Source organism: Asaia sp. Ae19-3 (genome assembly GCF_059801175.1).
Map to the genome: position 1 here is coordinate 2,522,425 of NZ_JBCHWF010000001.1, position 20,700 is coordinate 2,543,124.

The window sequence follows — 20,700 nt, forward strand, 5'->3', positions numbered from 1 at the left end:
TTACCCTCAGACGCGCTCGACTTCAGCGACAAAGATATAGCCGAGGCCACGCACCGTACGAATCAACGCGTCAGCATCGGCGCCGAGCTTGCGACGCAGGCGGCTGACCAGAACGTCGATGCTGCGATCTGAAACATCGCCCAGACGTGTGCGCGACAGTTCGAGCAGACGATCACGAGCGATGACACGCTGGGGGTTGTCGAGGAAGCTGATGAGCAGATCATGCTCTGCGCCTGAAATATCGACGACGGCCCCGGACGGGTCGGTCAGTTCGCGACGGCGCAGATCGAGCTTCCAGCCTGCAAACAGGATGGTTTCCTTGCGGGAAACTTCGGTCGGCGCTGCACCCTGGCCGCGGCGCAGGACAGCGCGCACACGGGCAAGAAGCTCGCGCTGGCCGAAGGGCTTAGCCACGTAGTCATCGGCACCGATCTCGAGGCCGAGAACGCGGTCACGCTCTTCACCGCGTGCGGAAACCATGATGATGGGGGTCTGGGCGAGAGGCGATTCGCCCGGATGGTTGGTTCCCTGGCCGTTGCGGATGGCACGGCAGAGTTCAATGCCACTGGTCTTGGGGAGCATCACATCCATCACCAGAAGGTCTACCGGACCGACTGCGAGGGCGTCCCACATCTCATCTCCTGAAGCCACACTGCGAACCCGGAAACCATCGCCCTGAAGGGCGCGCTGGATCAGGGTTCGCATGCCGGGGTCGTCTTCAACGATAAGGATACGAGCCGGCAGGTCAGGAGCTGGAGTTACTGTCGTCATTTATCCCATCGATCATGCTGTGGTAAACGAGATTTGATACAATCTATGTCTACCACGGCGCAAGGACAACCGTTGGGAGCGCGTTTACACGCGCTTTACCTCACTTTGATGGTTTCGTTACAAGAAGCGTCCAAAGCTGAGCCAGATCCGCAGATCCGTGGTCGCCATGGACACCAGCAAAAGTCTTGACGGCGTCGTCCTTGCGACCACCATCCATCTGCGCCATGCCGTATTGAAGCTTGGCTCCTTCCGGCGCGGCCGGTTTTTTGGCCAAGCCTTCACGCATCAACGCAAGACCGGCATCGACCTGACCATTCAGCACCAGGTTATAGCCTGCCGTGAGTGACGGGGCCGCGTTGGGCATCTTGCGGGCCGCATCGGCATCAGCCGCAAGGCTGGCCTTTGTCTCGGCAACACGCTTGACGACCATGGCTTTCAGGCGTGCCTCGCGGGCGGCGCCGGCATCCTTGCCCAGCGCACCAGACGCATAGGCCTGATCCATCAGGTTGAGACCGAGCTGGGGCAGACCTGCCTGAACCGCGCGCTCAACCATATCCATATAGTCAGAGGGGTCCTTGAGAACACCGGTCGCCATGCGCAGGCGCTCTAGATTGAACTGCAGCGCATCCGGCATCTGCGGGTCAGCCGCGAGATTATGGATCAGCATCGCCCAGTAATCAGGCTTTGAGTAGAACTTGGCCAGCAGCACATAGGCATGCGTCTCGTTGGCCGAATCCTTCATCTGATGATAGCAGGTCGCTAGGAACTGAAGCTGGTTCTCGCTGGGGACGTGCTTCGCCTTGATTTCGGCGTCGATCTGATCCTGCTGGACACGGGCAGCATTCTTGTAATCCTGCTGCAGGTAATAGGCCTGCACCAGAAGAGCCTGCATCTGCGCATTGGGGCCGGCGATCTTCAGATAGCGCTCGATAGCCGGCACAGCGTGAGCATAATCCTTGGCGTTATACGCCATGGTCGCATTGGCCATGAGCATCTGCTGCTTGGCAGCAGCAGGCGTGCGCGACGAGGCGATGAGAACATCATAGGCCTTCGACGCAGCCGCCACATCACCCGACGACGCAGCAACAGCCGCGCGCATCTGGGCAATGGTGTATTTCTCGTATTCGGTTTTCCCCGGCAGGGCATCGGCAGCATCAACGGCAGCCATGGCCTTGGCATAGTTTTTCGCACCCAGAGCCGATTGCGCCTCTTGGAGCGGCTTACCAACCTTGGCGCTCAGCTGGTCTTCAGCGTAAGCGGCAGGGGCCACCCAGGCACCGATGACGGGAACGGAAGAGGAAACCGCCAGAAGCGAGCTGGCTGCAAGGAGGGCGCGAGAACAACGGGGAAAACGCACTTACTGTCCTTCCATGAACTGGTCTTGACCAACGATACCGAGCTTGGTGACGCCCAGACGCTGAGCGTCGGCGAGCACGTGAGCTACCGTCTTGTAGTCGGCCAGACGATTGGGGTGAATATGCATTTCAGGCTGATCAGGCTGATTGGCTGCATCCATGAAATGAGCCTGGAGATCGGCCTCGGACGAAATGGGGGCACCATTCCAGCTGATCGAGTTATCGAAATCGATCGCAACCGTGACAACCTTGGGCTCTTCCGTGCTCGGCGGCGGGTTGCCCTGCGGCAGGTCCAGCGCGACCGAATGGGTCTGGAGCGGGATGGTGATGATCAGCATGATGAGCAGCACGAGCATGACGTCAATCAGGGGCGTCGTGTTGATATCGACGATGCCCTCGTCTTCATGCGTGCTGTCGGATCCGACGCTCATGGCCATGAGAGAACTCTCCAACAGGCGGAAAACCGGCAGAGGCCGGATTCTGGAAAAAACGGAGCCGGAAGACCCTGCCCTGTGAGCGGGGTCTTCCTGTAGCTGGGGCCCTGACCGGGATCAGGAGTGAGGCTGCTCGGTGATAAAGTCGATGTGGTAGATGCCAGCTTCCTGGCATGTAGCAACGACCTTGCCGACAGCTTCGTACCGTGCCTTGCCGTCGCCCCGGATCTGGATCTGGGGCTGCGGCTTGATGACTGCGACCTTCTCGAGACGATCGAGCAGATCCTGATGACCGCGCAAAGGAATCTCGTTCCAGTACGCCTGACCATTCGCCGTGACCGCCAGGACAACGTTGCCTGGCTTGGTCTGGGTCGGCTGGTTGGCGTCGCGCGGCAGCTGCACCTTCACGGAATGCGTCGCAACCGGGATGGTGATCAGGAAGATGATGAGAAGAACAAGCATCACGTCGACGAGCGGCGTCGTGTTGATCGCCGAGACGACTTCGTCTTCTTCACCACCCCCACCGACGTTCATTGCCATGATCAGGCAACTCGCGAGCTGGTGGTCGTGGTCATCGGGCTGTGGTCACCACCGGTCGTCGGCGTTACGCCGTGACGGAAGCCACCCAGCAGAACAGACTGAACGTCGGCGGCGAAGTTGCGCACGCGGTCCATGGCGCCCTTGTTGCGACGAACGAGCAGGTTGTAGCCCAGAACGGCCGGAACAGCGGTAGCAAGACCGATAGCCGTCATGATGAGCGATTCACCAACCGGACCGGCAACCTTGTCGATCGATGCCTGGCCTGCGATGCCGATGGCGGTCAGAGCGTGATAGATACCCCAGACGGTGCCGAACAGACCGACGAACGGCGAGGTCGAACCCACGGTGCCGAGGAAGGCCAGGCCGCCCTGCAGACGCGTGTTGATGGTGTCGACCGAACGCTGCACGGACATCGCGGTCCAGCTGTGCAGGTCGATGGCGTCGCGCATCGAGCCTTCATGATGCTCTGCAGCAACGATACCCGTCTCTGCGATGTAGCGGAACGGCGAAGCCGGCTTCAGGGCAGCAGCACCTTCCTGAACGGTCGGCTTGGTCCAGAATTCACGAGCGGCTTCCTTGGAAGCACCAAATACCTTGGCCTGCTCCATGAACTTCGTGACCATGATGATCCAGGTACCTGCGGACATGATCACCATGATGATCAGAACGCTACGGGAAATCACGTCACCGCCGGACCACAGGGCGCCCAGACCGTACGGGTTTTCCTGAGACTTCGGAGCAGCCGTGTCAGCAGCAGCTTCCGGAGCCGGAGCAGCGGCATCGGGAGCCGGAGCGGCAGGGGCTGCGGCGTCAGGAGCCGGTGCACCCGGAGCCGGAGCAGCCGCGTCAGGTGCCGGAGCGCCCGGGGCAGCAGGAGCGGCTGCATCAGGTGCGGGCGCAGCAGGAGCTGCGGCGTCAGGCGCTGCCTGCGGTGCAGCCGGAGCGGGCTGGGCAGCCGGGGCGTCCTGAGCAAGAGCAACGGCCGGCACGACCACACCTTGCGCCACGGCAAGCGTGACTGCCAGGGCCGGGGCGGCGAGAGCGGGAAGGCGGAACAGTCTCGTCATTAACTCCAAATCCTCTGAAAAAGAGCCCCTATCAAGAAGGACTCTGGCAGTGCCGCCCCATTCTGGGGGGAGCGGCTTGGTTTCTCACTATCCGGGGCGCGGAGGCTGCCTGCCCCCGTCCCCGCCGGGCGGAAAGATCCTGCGGACCCCTCACCCCATTCTCTATTTCCGGTCGGGGGGAACCCGACCGGTCCGCACTCAGTCGTCGCCTAGGGCGAAATTGATGTGCAGGGTATGGTGATGCTCGACCACGGCCTGACCGTTGGTGACGGCGGGCTGGTAACGGGCCTTGCGAAGGAATTCCATCGCGGCTTCCACGAAGGCGTGGCCACCGGAGGAGTTCAGCACCTGACAGTTGGACGGCTTGCCCGTCGTGTCGATGTCGCAGGCCACTGTCACACTACCCTCACGGTTTTCCTCGAGCATTTCCTCAGGGAAGACAGGCTTCGCACCGTTGATCGGCACAGCGCCAGCGGAGTGGTCAGGAACCGGCGGACCTACAGGCGCGGACGGCGTGGGCGGAGCCGAGACAGTCGCAGGCGGCATTGGTGCCGGCGGCTTCTCATGCGTCACCTGCTTGATCACGTGCTTCTGCGGCGGCGGCTGAATCTGGATCTTCGGCGGCGGAATATACGGCGGCGGCGGCGTCGTCATCTGCGGCGGCGGCGGTGGCGGCGGCGGCGGCGGTGGCTTCTTCGGTTCCGTAATGATCTTCGTCTTGATCGGCGGATGGAACTGTTCGACGATTTTCGAACCCAGACCATTCACCAAGGCGTAGATCACAACGACGTGGAAGAGCACAGCGATTGCGATGCCGACGATGTACTTCGTCGGGCGTCGCTCCTGCTCGGCGTAGTTCATCGGTTGTGTCACTCCAAACCCTCTGTCCTGTGCCCCACACCTCTCTTGCGAGAGGGGCGGACCGACTTGAAATTATCGCAACCGCCCCATGCGACTTGCGTTCCGGTCAAGCGTCAGTTTGGCCGACACATCCCGAAATGTTTACCATGCTTCTGACGCATGGCTCCCGTGCAAATTGGGCAAAGGTAAGGCACTGCTGTCAAGTCAGTTTCGTTTCGTTCGTGCCGTTTTCCCGGAGCGCGTTGGTTTGCATACCAGCGACACGACACTTTGAGACACAGTGAAACGGAACATTAATTCACTGCAAGAGTAATATTTATGAAAGACGAAAAAAGGGGCTGAAAGTCTTGCGTAGCAAGAGATTCAGCCCCTCCTCCATAGCCCAGCTTATTGAGCTGTGGCGCTTGCTTCCGAGCGCGTTGCACCCACGCGCTGTGCCAGAGCAGCAGACATGAAATCGTCCAGCGCTCCATCCAGAACTGCGTCTGGATTACCCTTTTCCACGCCTGTGCGCAGATCCTTCACCAACTGATACGGTGCCAGAACGTATGAGCGAATCTGGTGCCCCCAGCCGATATCGGTCTTGGCCGCCTCGGTCTGCGCCGCCGCCGCCTCGCGCTTCTGAAGCTCTGCTTCATACATGCGGGCCTTCAGCATCTGCATGGCTGTGGCACGGTTGCGGTGCTGCGAACGGTCGGTCTGACACGCCACCACAATTCCCGTCGGGATATGGGTGATGCGAATCGCCGAATCGGTCTTGTTGACGTGCTGCCCACCGGCGCCGGAAGCGCGGAAGGTATCGACCTTCAGATCGCTGTCATTGACCTCGATCTCGATCGTGTCATCCACCACCGGATAGACCCAGACAGAGGCAAACGACGTCTGACGACGCGCTGCCGCATCGAAGGGCGAGATGCGCACCAGGCGATGCACACCGGCCTCTGTCTTGAGCCAGCCATAGGCATTGGCACCCGTCACCAGCAGCGTGGCGGATTTGATGCCCGCCTGTTCGCCTTCGCTGGTTTCCATGACCGTCACCTTGTAGCCGCGCTGCTCTGCCCAGCGGGTGTACATGCGCAGCATCATCTCGGCCCAGTCCTGGGCCTCCGTGCCGCCAGCGCCTGCATTGACCTCGATATAGCAGTCATTGCTGTCCGCCTCGCCCGAGAGCAGGCTCTCGATCTGACGGGCATTGGCCTGCTCGGCCAGCTTGCGCAGGGTTGCCACGGCTTCGGCCACGGTGTCCTGATCCTGCTCTTCCTCGGCCAGTTCGACGAGTTCGAGCATATCGACGGTGTCGCGTTCGATCTTCTCGACGCCTTCGATCTGCGTCGCCAGAAGCGTGCGTTCACGCATCAGCTTCTGTGCAGCGTCGGCATCGTTCCAGAGGTCGGGGTCTTCTACGCGGTGATTGAGTTCCGCGAGTCGTGTCTGTGCTGCATCCCAGTCAAAGATGCCTCCTCAGCAGTGCCACCGACTGCTTGATCTGCTCCGATAGGGCCTCGGTTTCGGCCGACATTGTTCATGCTCCCAGAAAAGGTTTGTGCCTCAATAAAGCCCGCCCATGCCGATGTCACCCGGAGGTTGCGCATTGGGGGCCTGAAGTTTCTTGGGGGCGCCCGAATTCTCGCCATTGGGGTCGCCCAAACCCGCCTGACTGGCTGCCCCGGCCATATCGGTTTCCGTATCGTACAGATCGGTCCCTGTATCGGCAGCTGTCAGCGCCTCGGTACCGGCACCGAAGCCGTGCAGCGCGATGCTCATGCCTGGCACCTGATCGGCCTTGAACCCGTCCACCGCCATGAGGCGGCCCGTGTCGTAGCGGGCCAGTGTCACGCCTTCGGGCACACGAAATTTGAGTTCGGGCCGGCCTTCGAGCGCGACCTTCATGAAGCGGTTCCAGATCGGACCCGCGATACGCCCGCCAGTCTCGCTCTTGCCGAGGGATTGCGGTGTGTCGAACCCAACCCAGACGATGGTGACGATATCGGGCGTAAAACCGGCAAACCAGGCATCGCGGAAATCCTGGCTGGTGCCGGTCTTGCCCGCGATCTCGCGCGTGATGCCCTGTCCTGCGATCGTGCCGGTGCCACGCTTGATGACATCCTGCATCATTGCCGTGATCTGATAGGTGCTCGCAGCGCTTGCGACCTGACGCCGGTTGTCCTGCAGATGCGGCACTTCTACACTGCCTGCCACGGGCTGGGTCACAGCCGGCTGCACAAGCGCAACCGGCGGCGTTGCCGGCGGCACACCGGCATCGGGCGTGGCCGGAAGGGCGGGGGCAATGACAGCTGTCTGGTTGGGTGCCTGCATGGTGGTGCCAAGAGACACGCCCTCGGGTTTCCAGAGCACGGTGCCGTCCCGGTCGAGGACGGCATCGATCAGCGACGGCGTGACAAGCTTGCCGCCATTGGCGATGGTCGCATAGGCCCCTGCTTCACGCAGCACCGTGGTCTCAACCGCACCGAGCGCTGCTGGCAGCACATGCGGCATCTGGTCGACAAGACCGATGGAGATGGCCATGTCAGCCACGGATTTCATACCCAGATGGGCGGCAAGACGAATGGTGACGAGGTTGCGGCTTTCACGCAGTGCGTCATGCAGCGTGGTCGGGCCCCAGTTATCCTCTTCGTAGTTCTTCGGGTGCCAGTCGCCATAGGAGACAGGGGCATCGTCGAATTTCTCCGACGGCGGAATCCCCTGCTCCATCGCATCGAGATAGACGAAGGGCTTGAAGGATGAACCTGGTTGACGAAGTGCCTGCGTTGCACGGTTGAACTGCGACTCCTTGAACGACCAGCCGCCCACCATGGCAAGAACACGCCCTGTGCGTGCGTCGAGACTGACGAGAGCGCCTTCGACTTTTGGCACCTGACGCACCGCCACACGGCCCGGTTCAGCCTGCGGCTCGATCATGATCACGTCGCCAGCCGCCAGAGCGCCACCACTGCGCATCCAGCCAAGATCCCTCGGCAGGACCTGTCCTTCCTGTGCCTCGCCATGCGAAAGCCAGCCCACACGGCCCTGGGCGGGTTTGAGGACAACGGCCAGGCGCCACTGGTCGATCATGCCAGCAGGAGGCGTGATATCTTTAAGCGCCGTGGCCCAGCCTGCAATGGCGCCCGGATCATGCAGCTTCGTGACCGGACCACGCCAGCGACTATGGCTGCGGTCATAGTCCATGAGGCCCTGCCGCAGGCTGAGAGTTGCCGCATCCTGAAGCTTGCGGTCGAGGCTGGTATGCACCTCAAGCCCGCCCTGCATGGCCCGGTCAGGACCGTAGCGGTCTATGAGCTGGCGACGAACTTCGCTGCCGAACCACTCGGCATTGGGCAGTGGGCCGAAGCGCACCGCATCATGCGGGATGAGCGGCTCTTTCTGCCCGGCCTCTGCAGCCTCTCGCGTGATGGCATGAATTTCTGCCATCCGGTCGAGCACCCAGTTACGGCGTTCGATAGCCCGCTCGGGATGGCGATAGGGATTGTAGTTTGCGGGCGATTTCGGCAGCGCCCCCAGAAAGGCCGCTTCGGCATCGGTCAGCTGGTCGAGTGGCTTGTTGAAATAGGTCTGTGCGGCCGCCGCAACGCCATAGGCGCCGTTACCGAGATAGATACCGTTGAGGTAGATCTCGAGAATCTTGTCCTTGCTGAGCGTCTGCTCGATACGCAGGGCGAGGAGTGCCTCTTTCTCCTTGCGCTCGAGGGTGCGCGCATTGCTGTTGAGCAGCATGTTGCGCGCCACCTGCTGCGTGATGGTCGAGGCCCCCAGGGCACGCTTGCTGCGATGCGTCAGGTTGGTCAGCTCGGCACGCAGGATCGCCAGTGGATCAAGCCCGGCATGGGTATAGAAATTCTGGTCTTCCGGCGCGATGAAGGCGTTCTTCACGCGCTCGGGAATGGCGTTGATCGGAATATAGATCCGGCGCTCGGCGGCAAGCTCGGCCATGATCCGGTCATCAGACGTATAGATCCGGCTGACCGTGGGCGGCTGATAGGTCTTGAGCGTGTCGACACTCGGCAGGTCGGAAGCGATCTGCTCATACTGATGCCAGACAAAAAGCCCCGACCCGGCCACACCGACCAGCATGACGCCGACCGCAATGGCCAGACCCTGACGCCAGCGACGGAAGCGTGGTCCGCGCGGCGGCCCGTTGCGCCCACCGCCGCGCCGTCCGACCATTGGCGCAGTCGCTGAAGTGCCACCACCGGTCGCAGTGGAAAGCCACAGGGATGAGAACGTGTCGGATGAGAGGGCAGTAGAGGCTCGGATCATGAGAATCGTTTAGCAGCCTTGAGGGAGCACGTCGCCCCCCGCAAACTTGGGATAGGGCAACCATTATGGCACGGTTTCATCAAGGGACACGAGCGTCTCATCGCCTGCCGGGTTTCTTCGGCGCCCCTGCACGGGCAACCTCAAATCTGCCTTTTTGATATGCACGCACCATGCTGGATCAGGCGGTTCAGAGACGGGAGAGCTCCCCGGTTACTCCATCTTCGCTGGGTCAAGGCTCTGCCTCAGGGAGATCCAGCGTCAGGGGGCGCGGCTCGCTCCCCGCGCTACCGGCATGGGTGTAGGTTTGGGCAAAGTCTGGCCTACAAACGACAATCCGTAACTGTGAAGGCCGCGATTGATCAGACCAGACTGGTGCTAAGTTTCCTGGGCGTCAGGAAGATGCCGCGCCCTGCACACCGACCTGAAGCATATAAAGGGCGCTGCCTGCGCACATCACGATATGGTCGCGCTTTGGCCCCGCAAATGTCAGGTTCGAGCACCCCTGCGGCAGACGGATACGCCCGAGCAGAACGCCTTGCGGGCTGAACACGAACACACCACACAAGCCGAGCGGGCCGGTCACACCGCACCACAGATTGCCGAACACATCGGCCCGGAATCCGTCAGGATTCATCTGGGCGCCATGAAAGCGCATATCTGCAAAGACGCGCCCGTTGGTCAGGCTGTCGTCCTGCACGTCGAACACATGAATAGCCTGATCTCCGCCCTTCTTCTGACCGGGCCCGGCAGGGGTCGAGGCTATATAGAGCTTCTTGTAGTCGGGCGAGAAAGCGAGACCATTGGGGCAGGTCACGTCTTTTTCCATCAACACGGCCTTGAGCGTACCATCGGGGGCGAGACGGAACACATGGTCCTGCTGGCGTCTCACGCCACCAATCTCGCCAATCAGCTCCCGTCCGATCTTCCAGCGGATCTTGCCATCGGGATTGGTCGGGCCACCCGGCTCGTCCGCATGGCCTTCCGAGATGTTGGTCCCGTAACCCGGATCGGTAAACCAGATGCTGCCATCCGGATGCGGCACAACGTCATTGGGTGAATTCAGCCCCTTGCCTTCGAACTTGTCGGCAAGCACCGTCACACTGCCATCATGCTCGAAGCGAACGAGCCGACGGAAAAAATCCTCACAAGTGATCAGACGGCCCTGGAAATCGAAACAATTGCCGTTGGCGGCATAACTGTCCGGACGGAACTCCGTCACCTCGCCCGTTTCCCAGATATAACGCAGCGCCTTCGACTGAACGACGTCGCTGAAAACCAGATAACGCCCTTCGCTGCTCCAGGCGGGGCCTTCCGTCCAGTCACCCTTGTCGTAGATCCGACGGATGGGAGCAGCGAAATAGGTCAGATTGCTGAAAGACGGATCGAGCGCGATCACATCGGGGTCAGGAAAATAGGCCGGTCCCGCAGCAGCACCCCATTGGCGGGGCGGTTGGCTGATCACGTTGGGCGGTGTTGCCGTTGCCTCTGTCGCGGCACGGGCCGGCAGGGCAGCGCAGACAGCGCCGCCCAGAGCCGTTGTCAGAAACCCTCTGCGGGCGAGGGGCATCTTGAGTTCCATCATGTGATCCTGTGAGCGTTACGGTTCCTGCTGTCGCGGCGGGAACGTCTGGCACCGTAATCCGGACGAGATGAGTTTTGTATCAAGTTATTGTCAGCCCGGGATTATGAGCCGGGCCGTCACTTCCATGCCGCATAACGGCCATGTGATGTGTTCATGAAAGTATTCCGACGCATTGACTCGGCGCCATCGGGCGGTGTCACCTTGCGCCATCAGGACCGCCTGCAAGATCAAGGACCCGAAGACTCATGACTGCTGTCAGCCCCCTCGCCGGCAAGACGCTGGATCCCTCCGCCCTCGCCGACATACCGGCACTCATCGGGGCCTATTACAATCGCAAGCCAGACCCGGCGATTGCGGGCCAACGCGTGTCATTCGGCACCTCCGGTCATCGCGGGTCGTCACTGCATACGAGCTTCAACGAGAACCATATCCTCGCCATCTCAGAAGCGATCTGCCGCTATCGCAAGGACAAGGGAATTACGGGGCCGCTTTTCATCGGCATCGACTCCCATGCCCTGTCAGACCCGGCACAGCGTTCGGCCATCGAAGTATTCGCCGCCCATGGCGTCGAAGTGCGTATCGACTGCAACAGCCGCTTCACCCCTACCCCGGTCGTTTCCCATGCCATCCTGACCTACAACAAGGGACGCAGCGAGGGGCTGGCCGATGGCGTGGTGATTACGCCTTCGCACAACCCGCCGGTCGATGGCGGCTTCAAATACAACCCGCCCCATGGTGGTCCGGCTGATACCGACATCACCAAGGTCATTCAGGATCAGGCCAATGCCTTTCTGACTGCCGGTCTCAAGGACGTGCATCGTCTGCCTTACGAAGAGGCCCGCAAGGCCGATTGTGTACGCGGCCATGATTTCATCACGCCTTATGTCGATGATCTGGGCGCGGTCATCGACATGGAGGCCATCCGCAATTCGACCATCCGCATCGGTATCGATCCGCTGGGTGGCGCGGCGCTGGATTACTGGCCTGCCATCATCGCGCGTTACGACCTCAAGGCCACGATCGTCAGCATGGAGCTCGATCCGGCATTCGGGTTCATGACCGCAGACTGGGACGGGCAGATCCGTATGGACTGTTCCTCACCCTATGCCATGGCCCGTCTGATTGGCATGGGCTCGCAATTCGATGTCGCCTTCGCCACCGATACGGATGCCGATCGTCACGGTATCGTCTCGCGCCCCGACGGGCTGATGAACCCAAACCATTATCTCGCCGTCGCAATCTGGTATCTCTTTACCCAGCGCAAGGGCTGGGGAGCGAACGCGAAGATCGGCAAGACGCTGGTCAGCTCGGCGCTGATCGACCGCGTCGCAAAAAAGATCGGCCGCGAAGTGGTTGAAGTCCCTGTCGGATTCAAATGGTTTGTCGACGGGCTGTATGACGGCACGCTCGGTTTCGGTGGCGAAGAGAGCGCGGGCGCATCCTTCCTGCGTCGTGACGGTGGCGTATGGTCGACTGACAAGGATGGTCTGATTCTGGGTCTTCTGGCCGCAGAAATCACCGCCGTAACCGGCAAGACCCCGGCAGAGCACTACCATGCCCTGACCGCCGAACTGGGGGCGCCTTTCTATCAGCGCATCGATGCGGCTGCGAATGCAGAGCAGAAAGCCATTCTGTCGAAGCTCACCCCGGAAAAGCTTTCCATGACGCATCTGGCAGGCGACGCCGTGACGGCAACCCTGACCCGCGCACCGGGCAATGACGCCGCTATTGGCGGCCTGAAGGTCACGACCGATAATGGCTGGTTTGCAGCCCGCCCCTCAGGCACGGAAGATGTCTACAAGATCTATGCAGAAAGCTTCGTCAGCGAGGCCCATCTGAAACAGATCCAGCAGGATGCCCAGACCGCTATCTCGGCCCTGTTCAACGCCTGAAAACATGAAACCCTCTCCTTTTCGGGAGAGGGTTTCAAAAAAACCGGCCCGGACACCATCCCTGTTGTCCGGACGCCCCGCAGGACGGAAAATCCGGCCTTAACGGATTTTGCTGCGGTTTGGACGCGGGGCGGGAAAGGGGGATTATTCTCCAGACCAGCCCGTCGCGCATGACAACACCGTGCCAGAGGGCAGCACCGATATGCAGGGCTATGAGGGCGGCAAAACCCCACCCGGCCCAGTGATGGACGAGACGCAGCGGGTCTTCGAAGCGACCATCCGCCGATAATGGCAGAAGCGGCCAGTCAAACAGACCGAACATGCTGAGTGGCAGAGCCAGCGATGAAGCTGATGCCAGCGCCCACCCGCTGAGCGGCGACAGAATCTGCCCGGCATAGAGCAGAGCATGAGTCATCGAGGCGATATGGCGCATCAATACCGTTTCTGAGGCTGGCAGAACAGGCGGCTTATGACGCAGACGCCAGACCACCCGCAGCACCACCAGAACCAGGGTGATCATGCCCAGAGCCCGATGGGTCTGGAACAAGGAAAACGTGACCATGTCATCAAGAGTCACGTGATCCATCGTCAGGCCAAGGCCGATCTGTACTAGAACAAGAGCGGCAATCAGCCAATGCAGCAGGCTTGCTACACGCGTATAGCGCTGTGTCCCTGTGCTTGTATCAGACCCGGCCATGGCATCCGCTCTCAGGAGTGATCGAGCTGAGCGAAAAGCTGATCAAAGCGGATCTTCGCCGCACCCGGTTGTGAAACGGCCTTGGCTGCGGCCTCATTCACCGGCTTGTCCACCACGACCATCCCGACCATGCCCAGGAAATAATGCGGCAGGCATTTATAACCGTAGAGACCCGGCTTGGAGAACGTCACGCTGAGATCATGCCCCATCTGACCGGCAAACGGGGTGGCCCCATCGGGGATCATGCCGGTAATGGACTGGGCGTTATGCCCCGGATCGCTGGCAATGAAATGCACCGTATCGCCGGGCTGGATATGCACGATGGCGGGTTCGAAGCCCCGGCCACCATTGGCAGCGTGAGACAGCATCTTCACTTCTACCGTCGCAGCCTGAGCGGCGAGAGGCATCATGGCGGCGCAGAGCGCCAGAGCACGTATCATTCTGGACATGGTCTACTCTCCTGACCCGCCAGCACCGTGGCGCTGGCGTGAATCTGCTTCGTCAGAAGCTCAGTTGCGGTGCAGATCGAAGCGATCGAGCGTCATCACCTTGGTCCAGGCCTTGGCGAAATCGGTCACGAACTTGGCCTGTGCATCATCAGACGCATAGACTTCAGCCACGGCCCGCAATTCGGAGCTGGCACCGAAGACCAGATCGACAGACGAGGCCGTCCAGCGCTGCTTGTTCGTCTCGCGATCGAACCCGTCATAGACACCAGGCTGAGAAGCCGACTTCTCCCAACGCGTCGACATGTCGAGCAGGTTGACAAAGAAGTCGTTGCTCAGTGCGCCGGGGCGGGTCGTCAGAACACCCTGCTCTGAATGCGCCGTGTTGATATCCAGCACACGCAGACCACCCAGCAGCACCGTCATTTCAGGCACTGTCAGATCGAGATTACCCGCACGGTCGACCAGCATCTCAGTAGGAGACTTCTCATCCTGCTCCGCACGATAGTAGTTGCGGAAAGCATCGGCGCTCAGCTCCAGCAGGGCAAAGCTCTGCTTGTCGGTCTGCTCCGGCCCGGCATCCACACGACCCGGTGCGAAAGGCAGGTCGAGGCTGACACCAGCCTTCTTCGCGGCCTGTTCGACACCGACATTGCCGGCCAGCACGATCACATCGGCCAGCGAGACCTTGCGACCATGGTGGTTGGCACTGTTGAAGTGCTTCTGCACGGCCTCGAGCTTCGGCAGAACGATTTTCAGATCGGCCGGATCATTGACAGCCCAGTCATTCTCGGGTGCCAGACGGATACGGGCACCATTGGCACCCCCACGATGGTCGGACGTGCGGAACGACGCGGCAGAAGCCCAGGCGGTCTTGATCAGGTCACGCTCGGAGATACCCGAAGAGGCGATGGCTTTCTTCAGCTCGCGGATATCAGCCTGATTGATCGTTGCCCCCTGCGCAGCGGGAAGCGGGTCCTGCCACAGGAAATCGGCAACCGGGACTTCAGGCCCGAAGTAACGCGATTTCGGCCCCAGATCACGATGCGTCAGCTTGAACCAGGCATGGGCAAAAGCATCGGCAAACTGCTCGGGATGAGCCGCCCAGCGTGTGATGATCTCGTGATAGGACGGATCGGTCTTGAGCGCGATATCGGTCGTGAACATCATGAGCGGATGCGCCTTGTTCGGATCGCTGGCGTCCGGCACGATGTTTTCCGCATCCTTGGGCATCCACTGGATGGCACCAGCGGGGCTCTTGGTCTTGACCCACTCATGGCCCAGCAGATTGTCGAGATACTGCGAGGTGAAGTGGATCGGATCAGCCGACCACGCGCCTTCAAGACCGCTGGTGATGGCGTCGGTCGCCTTCAGCTTGCCCTGCACGCAGTGATTGGCCCAGCCGAGGCCCTGCTGCTCGACCGGTGCGGCAGCCGGCGCAACACCGACGCATTTCGTGGCCGAAGCGGCACCATGAGCCTTGCCGAAGGTATGGCCACCAGCGATCAGCGCCACAGTCTCTTCATCATTCATGGCCATACGGCCGAAAGCGAGGCGGATCATCTGGGCAGCCGCTGCCGGGTCAGGCACGCCGTTCGGGCCTTCCGGGTTGACGTAAATCAGGCCCTTGGTGGTGGAGGCCAGAGGCTTGGGGAGATGACCGCCGGGCTCGACGCTGGACTTCTTGATCTGCGAGTCCACGTTCGATGCGCCGAACTGGGTGCCGGGGCCCCAGTAGACTAGCTCTGATTCCCAGTCATCGGCACGACCACCGGCAAAACCGAGTGTCTTGAAGCCCATGGATTCGAGGGCGACGTTACCCGTCAGCACCATCAGATCGCCCCAGGACAGGTCACGACCATATTTCTTCTTTACCGGCCAGAGCAGACGACGCGCCTTGTCCAGGCTTGCATTGTCGGGCCAGCTGTTCAGCTGCTCGAAGCGCTGCTCGCCACCTTCCTCACCGCCGCGACCATCCATGGCGCGATAGGTGCCAGCGGCATGCCAGGCCATACGCACGAAGAACGGCGCATAGGTGCCGTAGTCTGCAGGCCACCAGGGCTGCGACTGGGTAAGTGTTTTGCGGATATCAGCCTTGACCGCATTCAGATCCAGCTTCTGGAAAGCACGCGGATAATCGAAATCGCCGCCATAGGGGTTCGATTCTGCTGCATGCAGACGCAGCGGTGCCAGGCTGAGGCGGGTCGGCCAATAGAACTCATGGGGCTTCTCGATGCCGTCTGCACGGGCTGAAGAAGGCAGCGTGGTCAATGTGGTGGAAGCGATCAGCGCTGCCATCCCGAACTTCAGAAGCTTCATTTCATTACTCCCTGAGTATTCTCTATGATCCTCCTGATTTTGAGGATCATTATTGTGGTTCCCGGTTTATTTTCAGTATTGTTATTTATCAAACCGATTGTAATTATATCTCTTATAGGAAAAACCCCACTTCACAGCGGCGTCCTACCACCCCGGCTGACCGATCAGCCGGGAGAAAACAGCGGCTGGCGTGTCCCGGCGCAGCATGGCGCCCATTTCGGCCCCGAGCGCCGACGCCTCTTCCGGCAGACCGGCAATCTCTCGCCGCACCACGACGCTGCCATCTTCGGCAGCGATCAGCCCGTGCAGCACCAGACGCCCGTTCTCGAGCCTGGCAAAGCCGCCGATGGGCGTGCGGCATGACCCGTCCAGCGCCTCGAGCAAGGCGCGCTCTGCCGTTGCAGCCAGACGGGTTGCCGGATCTTCGATTGCCGTCATGAGCTTGCGCAGCCCGGTGTCGCGGCGGCGCAGGGTGATACCGATAATGCCCTGCCCGCAGGCGGGGAGCATGTCATCAGGCTCGAAAACCACATCAGCCCGCGCGGCCATGCCCAGACGGTTCAGCCCGGCAAGAGCCAGCAACGTGGCATCGCATGCCCCCTCTTCCAGCTTACGCAGCCGCGTCTGCACATTGCCTCTTATGAGGCAGAATCGCAGATCGGGTCTTCTGGCGAGAATCTGCGCCTGACGTCTGACAGAGGCACATCCGATAACGGCTCCTTTCGGCAGGCAATCCAGCGGGTCCTGACCAGGCTGCACGGCATTGCGATCGCGCAGCACAAGAGCATCACGCGGGTCTTCACGCCTGAGCGTGCAGTCCAGCACCAGATCATCGGGCAAAAAGGTTTCCAGATCCTTGAGGCTGTGAACGGCAAAATCGATCTCGCCAGCACGCAGGGCTTCGTGGATCTCTTTCGAGAAAAGCCCCTTCCCTCCGATTTCGGCCAGTCGCCTGACCTGATCACGGTCGCCTTTCGTCGAGATTCGGCACTCCTGCAGGGAGCCGAATATTTCCAGAAGCGGAAAAGTCTCGCCCAGCTGCGCCATGAAGCTGCGTGCCTGAACAAGCGCCAGAGGCGATGCGCGGGTGCCTACCCGAAGATCACGCCCGAAGACCGGATGCGGCAGTGGCCGAGACGACAGGGTCGCGGCGAAATTCAGATCGGTCATCAGGGAGGAGGCGGGCAGGATCGTCATGCGCCCAGCCTTACTGCCCCGGTAATTCAAGGTGTAATTGTTTGTCCTACGATCAGTAACAGGAATTACCTGTCAATACCGCGCCTGTCCGCCACCGGACACGGGCTGCTACCTCCTTCTGTGCCGGTTCCTGCCTCGTGTCTTCTTCGCAACAAGTTATGCCAAATTGACAGATCTGCAGGCATGGAAAGGGCTAATACCTTTTATTAATAATGATTCTCATTATCATTATGAATAAAATAAGTGAAAGGCCCCTCTTCAATGCCCCCCTGTCCTGCTGTTCTGTCACGAGGCCGGAATATCCCGATAGCCGGCACCCTGCTGCTCGCCCTGGTGAGTGGCGCTCTCTGTCTTCCCGATACGGCGCAGGCCGAAGAAGAGAACAGGAAAACGGCTTCCACCTCGCAGCAAGGCAGTAAAAAGGAAGCGCCACGCAATAATGACAGTGGAAACCCGACCGAGACGATCGTGGTTGTTGGCGACAAGCTCGACCACCTGAAGAACACGAACAGCGCCGTAACGGTCCTGCGTCATCTCGACGCAAGCGAATACCGGTCGCTTTATGACGTGGTCAATCGCGTGCCCAACATGATCGGCAATGCTGCCGACATCCCGACAATACGTGGCGTGACGGGCTCTGGCGCGGCAGGTGGTATTTTCAGCCTGATGTCAGGCAGTCGCCCCAGAACGGCGACCATTATCGATGGCCTGCCCGAAACCTATTCAGGCCAGCGTTATGTCGATGCCGGAACCTGGGATATGGATCAGGTGAGCGTGCTGCGCGGCCCTCAGGCCACGACACAGGGCCGAAACGCCATAGGAGGCGCCATCACGCTGAATTCCAAAGCACCGACGCAGTACTGGCAGGCTGGCGTCAGGGGCGGTTATGAAAGCGCAGGCAGCAAAGGTGTTTTTGCCGGGCTGCTATCCGGCCCGATCATCAAGGATGAGCTGGCTTTTCGCCTCACGACAGACGGCGTGCGCGGCGACAGCTACATCCGCTATCCGGGAAGCGGTTGGCCGTTCAATCCGCATGAAGTGAGCCAGACCTCGATACGCGGCAAGCTGCTCTGGACACCGAAGATCCTGCCTGCTCTCAAGGTCACGCTCATGGGCTGGCACCGCGAACAGCACGGCGAATATCTCTACACCGCTACGGGACCCGACCTGTTTCGCTATCGCTTCGATAATGCGGATATGAACACGCGCATCTCGGATTCGAGCATCGATCAGGCAAGCCTGCGCGCCAGTTACCGGATCTCTCCTTCCCTGACCAATGAACTGACCTATGGCCATGTCTGGTATGACGCGCTGTTCCATCAGGGTAACGCTATCGGCAGCGCCAACAGCCTTGGCCATCTGGCCTTGCGCGAGCAGAACAATACGGTCGAGGACAGGCTCGTTCTTGCCCCGGCGCAGAGTCGTTTCAATGGTGTCGCCGGGTTCTATTATTTCAACCGCGACCAGAATATCCGATCGGATATGGGCGTGAATGGCCCTGACGCCGAACGCACCTATGCAGGCTATGTCGACGGCACACTTCATCTTGTCGGCGGGCTGAGCCTGATTGCGGGCGCGCGCGTCGAACGAGAAGAACAGGCACGCAATGTTGCCCTCTCATGGGGCAAGGTCGCGCTCAATGCCGGCACGACCATGTTCCTGCCAAAAGGTGGGTTGAGCTACAGCTTCACCCCGGTAACGAGCGCAAGTTTTACCGTACGACGCGGCTATAACCCGGGCGGCGGGGCCATCGACTGGGATAACGGCACCTATTATCAGTACGGGAAGGAAACGGTGACGACCTATGAGCTTGGCGGCCATACCGAACTGCTGGACCGCAAGCTGAGCCTGAACACCAATCTGTTTTACAATGACTATCACGATTATCAGGATCTGCTGAACTATACCTTCGTCAATATCCCGCATGGGCGCAGTCTGGGCCTCGAGCTCGAGGCGATTTACCATGCCACGAAAACCCTCGAGTTTTTCGGCGGACTTGGCCTTCTGGACACCAAGATTCTTGATGCCCCTGCAGCCTATCGTTCAGTCGAAGGTAAGAAATTCAGCAATGCCCCCTCGGCAACACTCAATATCGGTGTCGAAAAAAGCTTCAGAAATGGCCTGTTCATGGGGGCGAATTTCAACCGCGTCGGCAGCTATACCTCGCAGGTGGAAAGCGGCACGGGGCTGGTAGCGGGAGACTACAATGTGCTCAATGCCCATATAGGCTATCGCACACGCCATTATACGATACGGTTCTACAGCAAGAACCTGACCAACGAGAACATCCTGTTCAGTGGCCGCACCAACTGGGCTGGCCTTCAGGCCCAGATCGGCCAGCCGCGCGCCTTCGGCTTTACAATCGACGGACGGCTCTGACCCGTCGCTGACACCGCTCGCCCTGATCCTGCCCGCCCTGGCATGACAGGGCGGGGTTGGTCATGACTCGGCCAGTGCGCCACTCAACCCGGTATGGCGATTGCTTCTTGCGCGATTGCGCAGGGCTTTTTCGAGATGCACCAGATGGTCCTGCGTGATGCGTATGGCCTCTTCCCTATCCCCGCGCTCCATGGCCGAAATCAACTCGCCATGATCGTTGCAGGAATGCTGGGCGTCTTCTTCGGATTGATACAGGGCAGAAATCAGCACGGTGCGCGCCGTCAGATTTTCCAGAATATCGGCCAGAACCGAATTCCCCAGCACATCGGCCATATGCACATGAAAATGGCCGAGCAGATAGGAGCGCCTCGCCAGATCCTGTCCGGCAATAGCCCCTTGCTGGGCCTCGTGATGCGCCCGCAACCGCGCTATGGCTTCTGGCGAGACGAGGGCGTGATCCATGATCAGCCCTGTCTCGACCGCACGTCTGGCCTCGATGATTTCACGCGCCTCAGCCACGGTCGGCTCGATGACGAACCAGCCGCGACGCGGTGAGACATCGACCAGCCCTCGGCTACTGAGGCGTATCATCGCCTCGCGCACCAGCGTGCGCGACACCCCGAAGATCTCGCCGACCTCTTTCTCGCCAAAGCGCTCGCCTGGGGCGATTCGGCCTGAAAGCACGGCGTGAATGATACGCTCCTCGATCACGAGGCCGCTGGCACGTTCCGGGTCGAGTTTCTGATGCTGCATGAGTGTTTTATGCGCTGGGGAAAGACCCAAGGCAAGCGGGTTACATCGTATCGGACCAGCAACAGTCAGACGCAGTTTTCACAAATTTTTCATTTCGTTATGGAACTGTTCTATTTTGTATTCTAGTTAGTA

At 60.4% G+C, this 20,700-nt stretch carries 16 protein-coding genes; 2 read left to right on the forward strand and 14 right to left on the reverse strand.

What is annotated here, in order from left to right; genetic code table 11:
- Positions 1-6: 6 nt before the first annotated feature.
- From AAID99_RS11045 to AAID99_RS11085, 9 genes are all read right to left on the reverse strand, one after another.
- Complete coding sequence (locus AAID99_RS11045; protein WP_188425492.1) at positions 7-771, reverse strand: response regulator; 765 nt, start codon at positions 769-771, stop codon at positions 7-9.
- 100 nt (positions 772-871) lie between these two features.
- Positions 872-2,128, reverse strand: a complete 1,257-nt coding sequence (locus AAID99_RS11050; RefSeq protein ID WP_498493871.1) for a hypothetical protein — start codon at positions 2,126-2,128, stop codon at positions 872-874.
- Complete coding sequence (locus AAID99_RS11055) at positions 2,129-2,563, reverse strand: ExbD/TolR family protein (protein ID WP_188425491.1); 435 nt, start codon at positions 2,561-2,563, stop codon at positions 2,129-2,131.
- Positions 2,564-2,677: 114 nt separating this feature from the next.
- A complete protein-coding gene (locus AAID99_RS11060) occupies positions 2,678-3,100 on the reverse strand; it encodes an ExbD/TolR family protein (protein WP_188425490.1) in 423 nt (140 codons plus the stop codon).
- Between the two features lie 2 nt (positions 3,101-3,102).
- Complete coding sequence (locus AAID99_RS11065; RefSeq protein WP_498493873.1) at positions 3,103-4,167, reverse strand: MotA/TolQ/ExbB proton channel family protein; 1,065 nt, start codon at positions 4,165-4,167, stop codon at positions 3,103-3,105.
- A gap of 198 nt (positions 4,168-4,365) precedes the next feature.
- Positions 4,366-5,028 carry an energy transducer TonB gene (locus AAID99_RS11070; protein ID WP_188425488.1) on the reverse strand — a complete coding sequence of 221 codons (663 nt, stop codon included), beginning with the start codon at positions 5,026-5,028 and terminating at the stop codon, positions 4,366-4,368.
- A gap of 387 nt (positions 5,029-5,415) precedes the next feature.
- Positions 5,416-6,547 (reverse strand): peptide chain release factor 2 gene (gene prfB / locus AAID99_RS11075; protein ID WP_188425487.1). Its coding sequence is split into 2 segments (ribosomal slippage): positions 5,416-6,477 and positions 6,479-6,547, totalling 1,131 coding nucleotides; the frame shifts between segments, so codons are not numbered across the junction.
- 29 nt (positions 6,548-6,576) lie between these two features.
- Positions 6,577-9,210, reverse strand: coding sequence for a penicillin-binding protein 1A (locus AAID99_RS11080; protein WP_498494297.1), 2,634 nt, complete (start codon positions 9,208-9,210; stop codon positions 6,577-6,579).
- 484 nt (positions 9,211-9,694) lie between these two features.
- On the reverse strand, positions 9,695-10,882 hold the full coding sequence (locus AAID99_RS11085) for an SMP-30/gluconolactonase/LRE family protein (protein WP_498494298.1): 1,188 nt from the start codon (positions 10,880-10,882) through the stop codon (positions 9,695-9,697).
- 248 nt (positions 10,883-11,130) lie between these two features.
- On the opposite strand from AAID99_RS11085, the gene pgm reads away from it, so the two are divergent.
- Positions 11,131-12,777 (forward strand): phosphoglucomutase (alpha-D-glucose-1,6-bisphosphate-dependent), encoded by a 1,647-nt coding sequence (gene pgm, locus AAID99_RS11090; RefSeq protein ID WP_188425485.1) that lies wholly within the window; start codon positions 11,131-11,133, stop codon positions 12,775-12,777.
- 34 nt (positions 12,778-12,811) lie between these two features.
- Here pgm and AAID99_RS11095 read toward each other — a convergent pair whose 3' ends face one another.
- From AAID99_RS11095 to hemC, 4 genes are all read right to left on the reverse strand, one after another.
- On the reverse strand, positions 12,812-13,474 hold the full coding sequence (locus AAID99_RS11095) for a cytochrome b (protein ID WP_498493875.1): 663 nt from the start codon (positions 13,472-13,474) through the stop codon (positions 12,812-12,814).
- Positions 13,475-13,485: 11 nt separating this feature from the next.
- Positions 13,486-13,923, reverse strand: coding sequence for a pseudoazurin (locus tag AAID99_RS11100; RefSeq protein ID WP_188425483.1), 438 nt, complete (start codon positions 13,921-13,923; stop codon positions 13,486-13,488).
- A 60-nt stretch (positions 13,924-13,983) separates the two neighbouring features.
- Entirely contained in the window at positions 13,984-16,239 is a 2,256-nt protein-coding gene (katG, locus tag AAID99_RS11105; RefSeq protein WP_188425482.1) for a catalase/peroxidase HPI, read from the reverse strand.
- 144 nt (positions 16,240-16,383) lie between these two features.
- On the reverse strand, positions 16,384-17,436 hold the full coding sequence (gene hemC / locus AAID99_RS11110) for a hydroxymethylbilane synthase (protein ID WP_188425481.1): 1,053 nt from the start codon (positions 17,434-17,436) through the stop codon (positions 16,384-16,386).
- 261 nt (positions 17,437-17,697) lie between these two features.
- Between hemC and AAID99_RS11115 the strand changes: the two genes are divergently transcribed.
- The gene (locus tag AAID99_RS11115) at positions 17,698-19,815 is read left to right on the forward strand and encodes a TonB-dependent receptor (RefSeq protein ID WP_188425480.1); all 2,118 of its coding nucleotides are present in this window, start codon (positions 17,698-17,700) and stop codon (positions 19,813-19,815) included.
- A 60-nt stretch (positions 19,816-19,875) separates the two neighbouring features.
- On the opposite strand, the gene AAID99_RS11120 is transcribed toward AAID99_RS11115, so the two are convergent.
- Positions 19,876-20,568 carry a GntR family transcriptional regulator gene (locus tag AAID99_RS11120; protein WP_267311624.1) on the reverse strand — a complete coding sequence of 231 codons (693 nt, stop codon included), beginning with the start codon at positions 20,566-20,568 and terminating at the stop codon, positions 19,876-19,878.
- Positions 20,569-20,700: the final 132 nt, after the last annotated feature.

Coding starts and splice junctions, on each gene's coding strand:
- AAID99_RS11045 (WP_188425492.1), bottom strand. CDS start 771: ATGACGACAGTAACTCCAGCTCCTGACCTGCCGGCTCGTATCCTTATC.
- AAID99_RS11055 (WP_188425491.1), bottom strand. CDS start 2,563: ATGGCCATGAGCGTCGGATCCGACAGCACGCATGAAGACGAGGGCATC.
- AAID99_RS11060 (WP_188425490.1), bottom strand. CDS start 3,100: ATGGCAATGAACGTCGGTGGGGGTGGTGAAGAAGACGAAGTCGTCTCG.
- AAID99_RS11065 (WP_498493873.1), bottom strand. CDS start 4,167: ATGACGAGACTGTTCCGCCTTCCCGCTCTCGCCGCCCCGGCCCTGGCA.
- AAID99_RS11070 (WP_188425488.1), bottom strand. CDS start 5,028: ATGAACTACGCCGAGCAGGAGCGACGCCCGACGAAGTACATCGTCGGC.
- AAID99_RS11080 (WP_498494297.1), bottom strand. CDS start 9,210: ATGGTCGGACGGCGCGGCGGTGGGCGCAACGGGCCGCCGCGCGGACCA.
- AAID99_RS11085 (WP_498494298.1), bottom strand. CDS start 10,882: ATGGAACTCAAGATGCCCCTCGCCCGCAGAGGGTTTCTGACAACGGCT.
- pgm (WP_188425485.1), top strand. CDS start 11,131: ATGACTGCTGTCAGCCCCCTCGCCGGCAAGACGCTGGATCCCTCCGCC.
- AAID99_RS11095 (WP_498493875.1), bottom strand. CDS start 13,474: ATGGCCGGGTCTGATACAAGCACAGGGACACAGCGCTATACGCGTGTA.
- AAID99_RS11100 (WP_188425483.1), bottom strand. CDS start 13,923: ATGTCCAGAATGATACGTGCTCTGGCGCTCTGCGCCGCCATGATGCCT.
- katG (WP_188425482.1), bottom strand. CDS start 16,239: ATGAAGCTTCTGAAGTTCGGGATGGCAGCGCTGATCGCTTCCACCACA.
- hemC (WP_188425481.1), bottom strand. CDS start 17,436: ATGACGATCCTGCCCGCCTCCTCCCTGATGACCGATCTGAATTTCGCC.
- AAID99_RS11115 (WP_188425480.1), top strand. CDS start 17,698: ATGCCCCCCTGTCCTGCTGTTCTGTCACGAGGCCGGAATATCCCGATA.
- AAID99_RS11120 (WP_267311624.1), bottom strand. CDS start 20,568: ATGCAGCATCAGAAACTCGACCCGGAACGTGCCAGCGGCCTCGTGATC.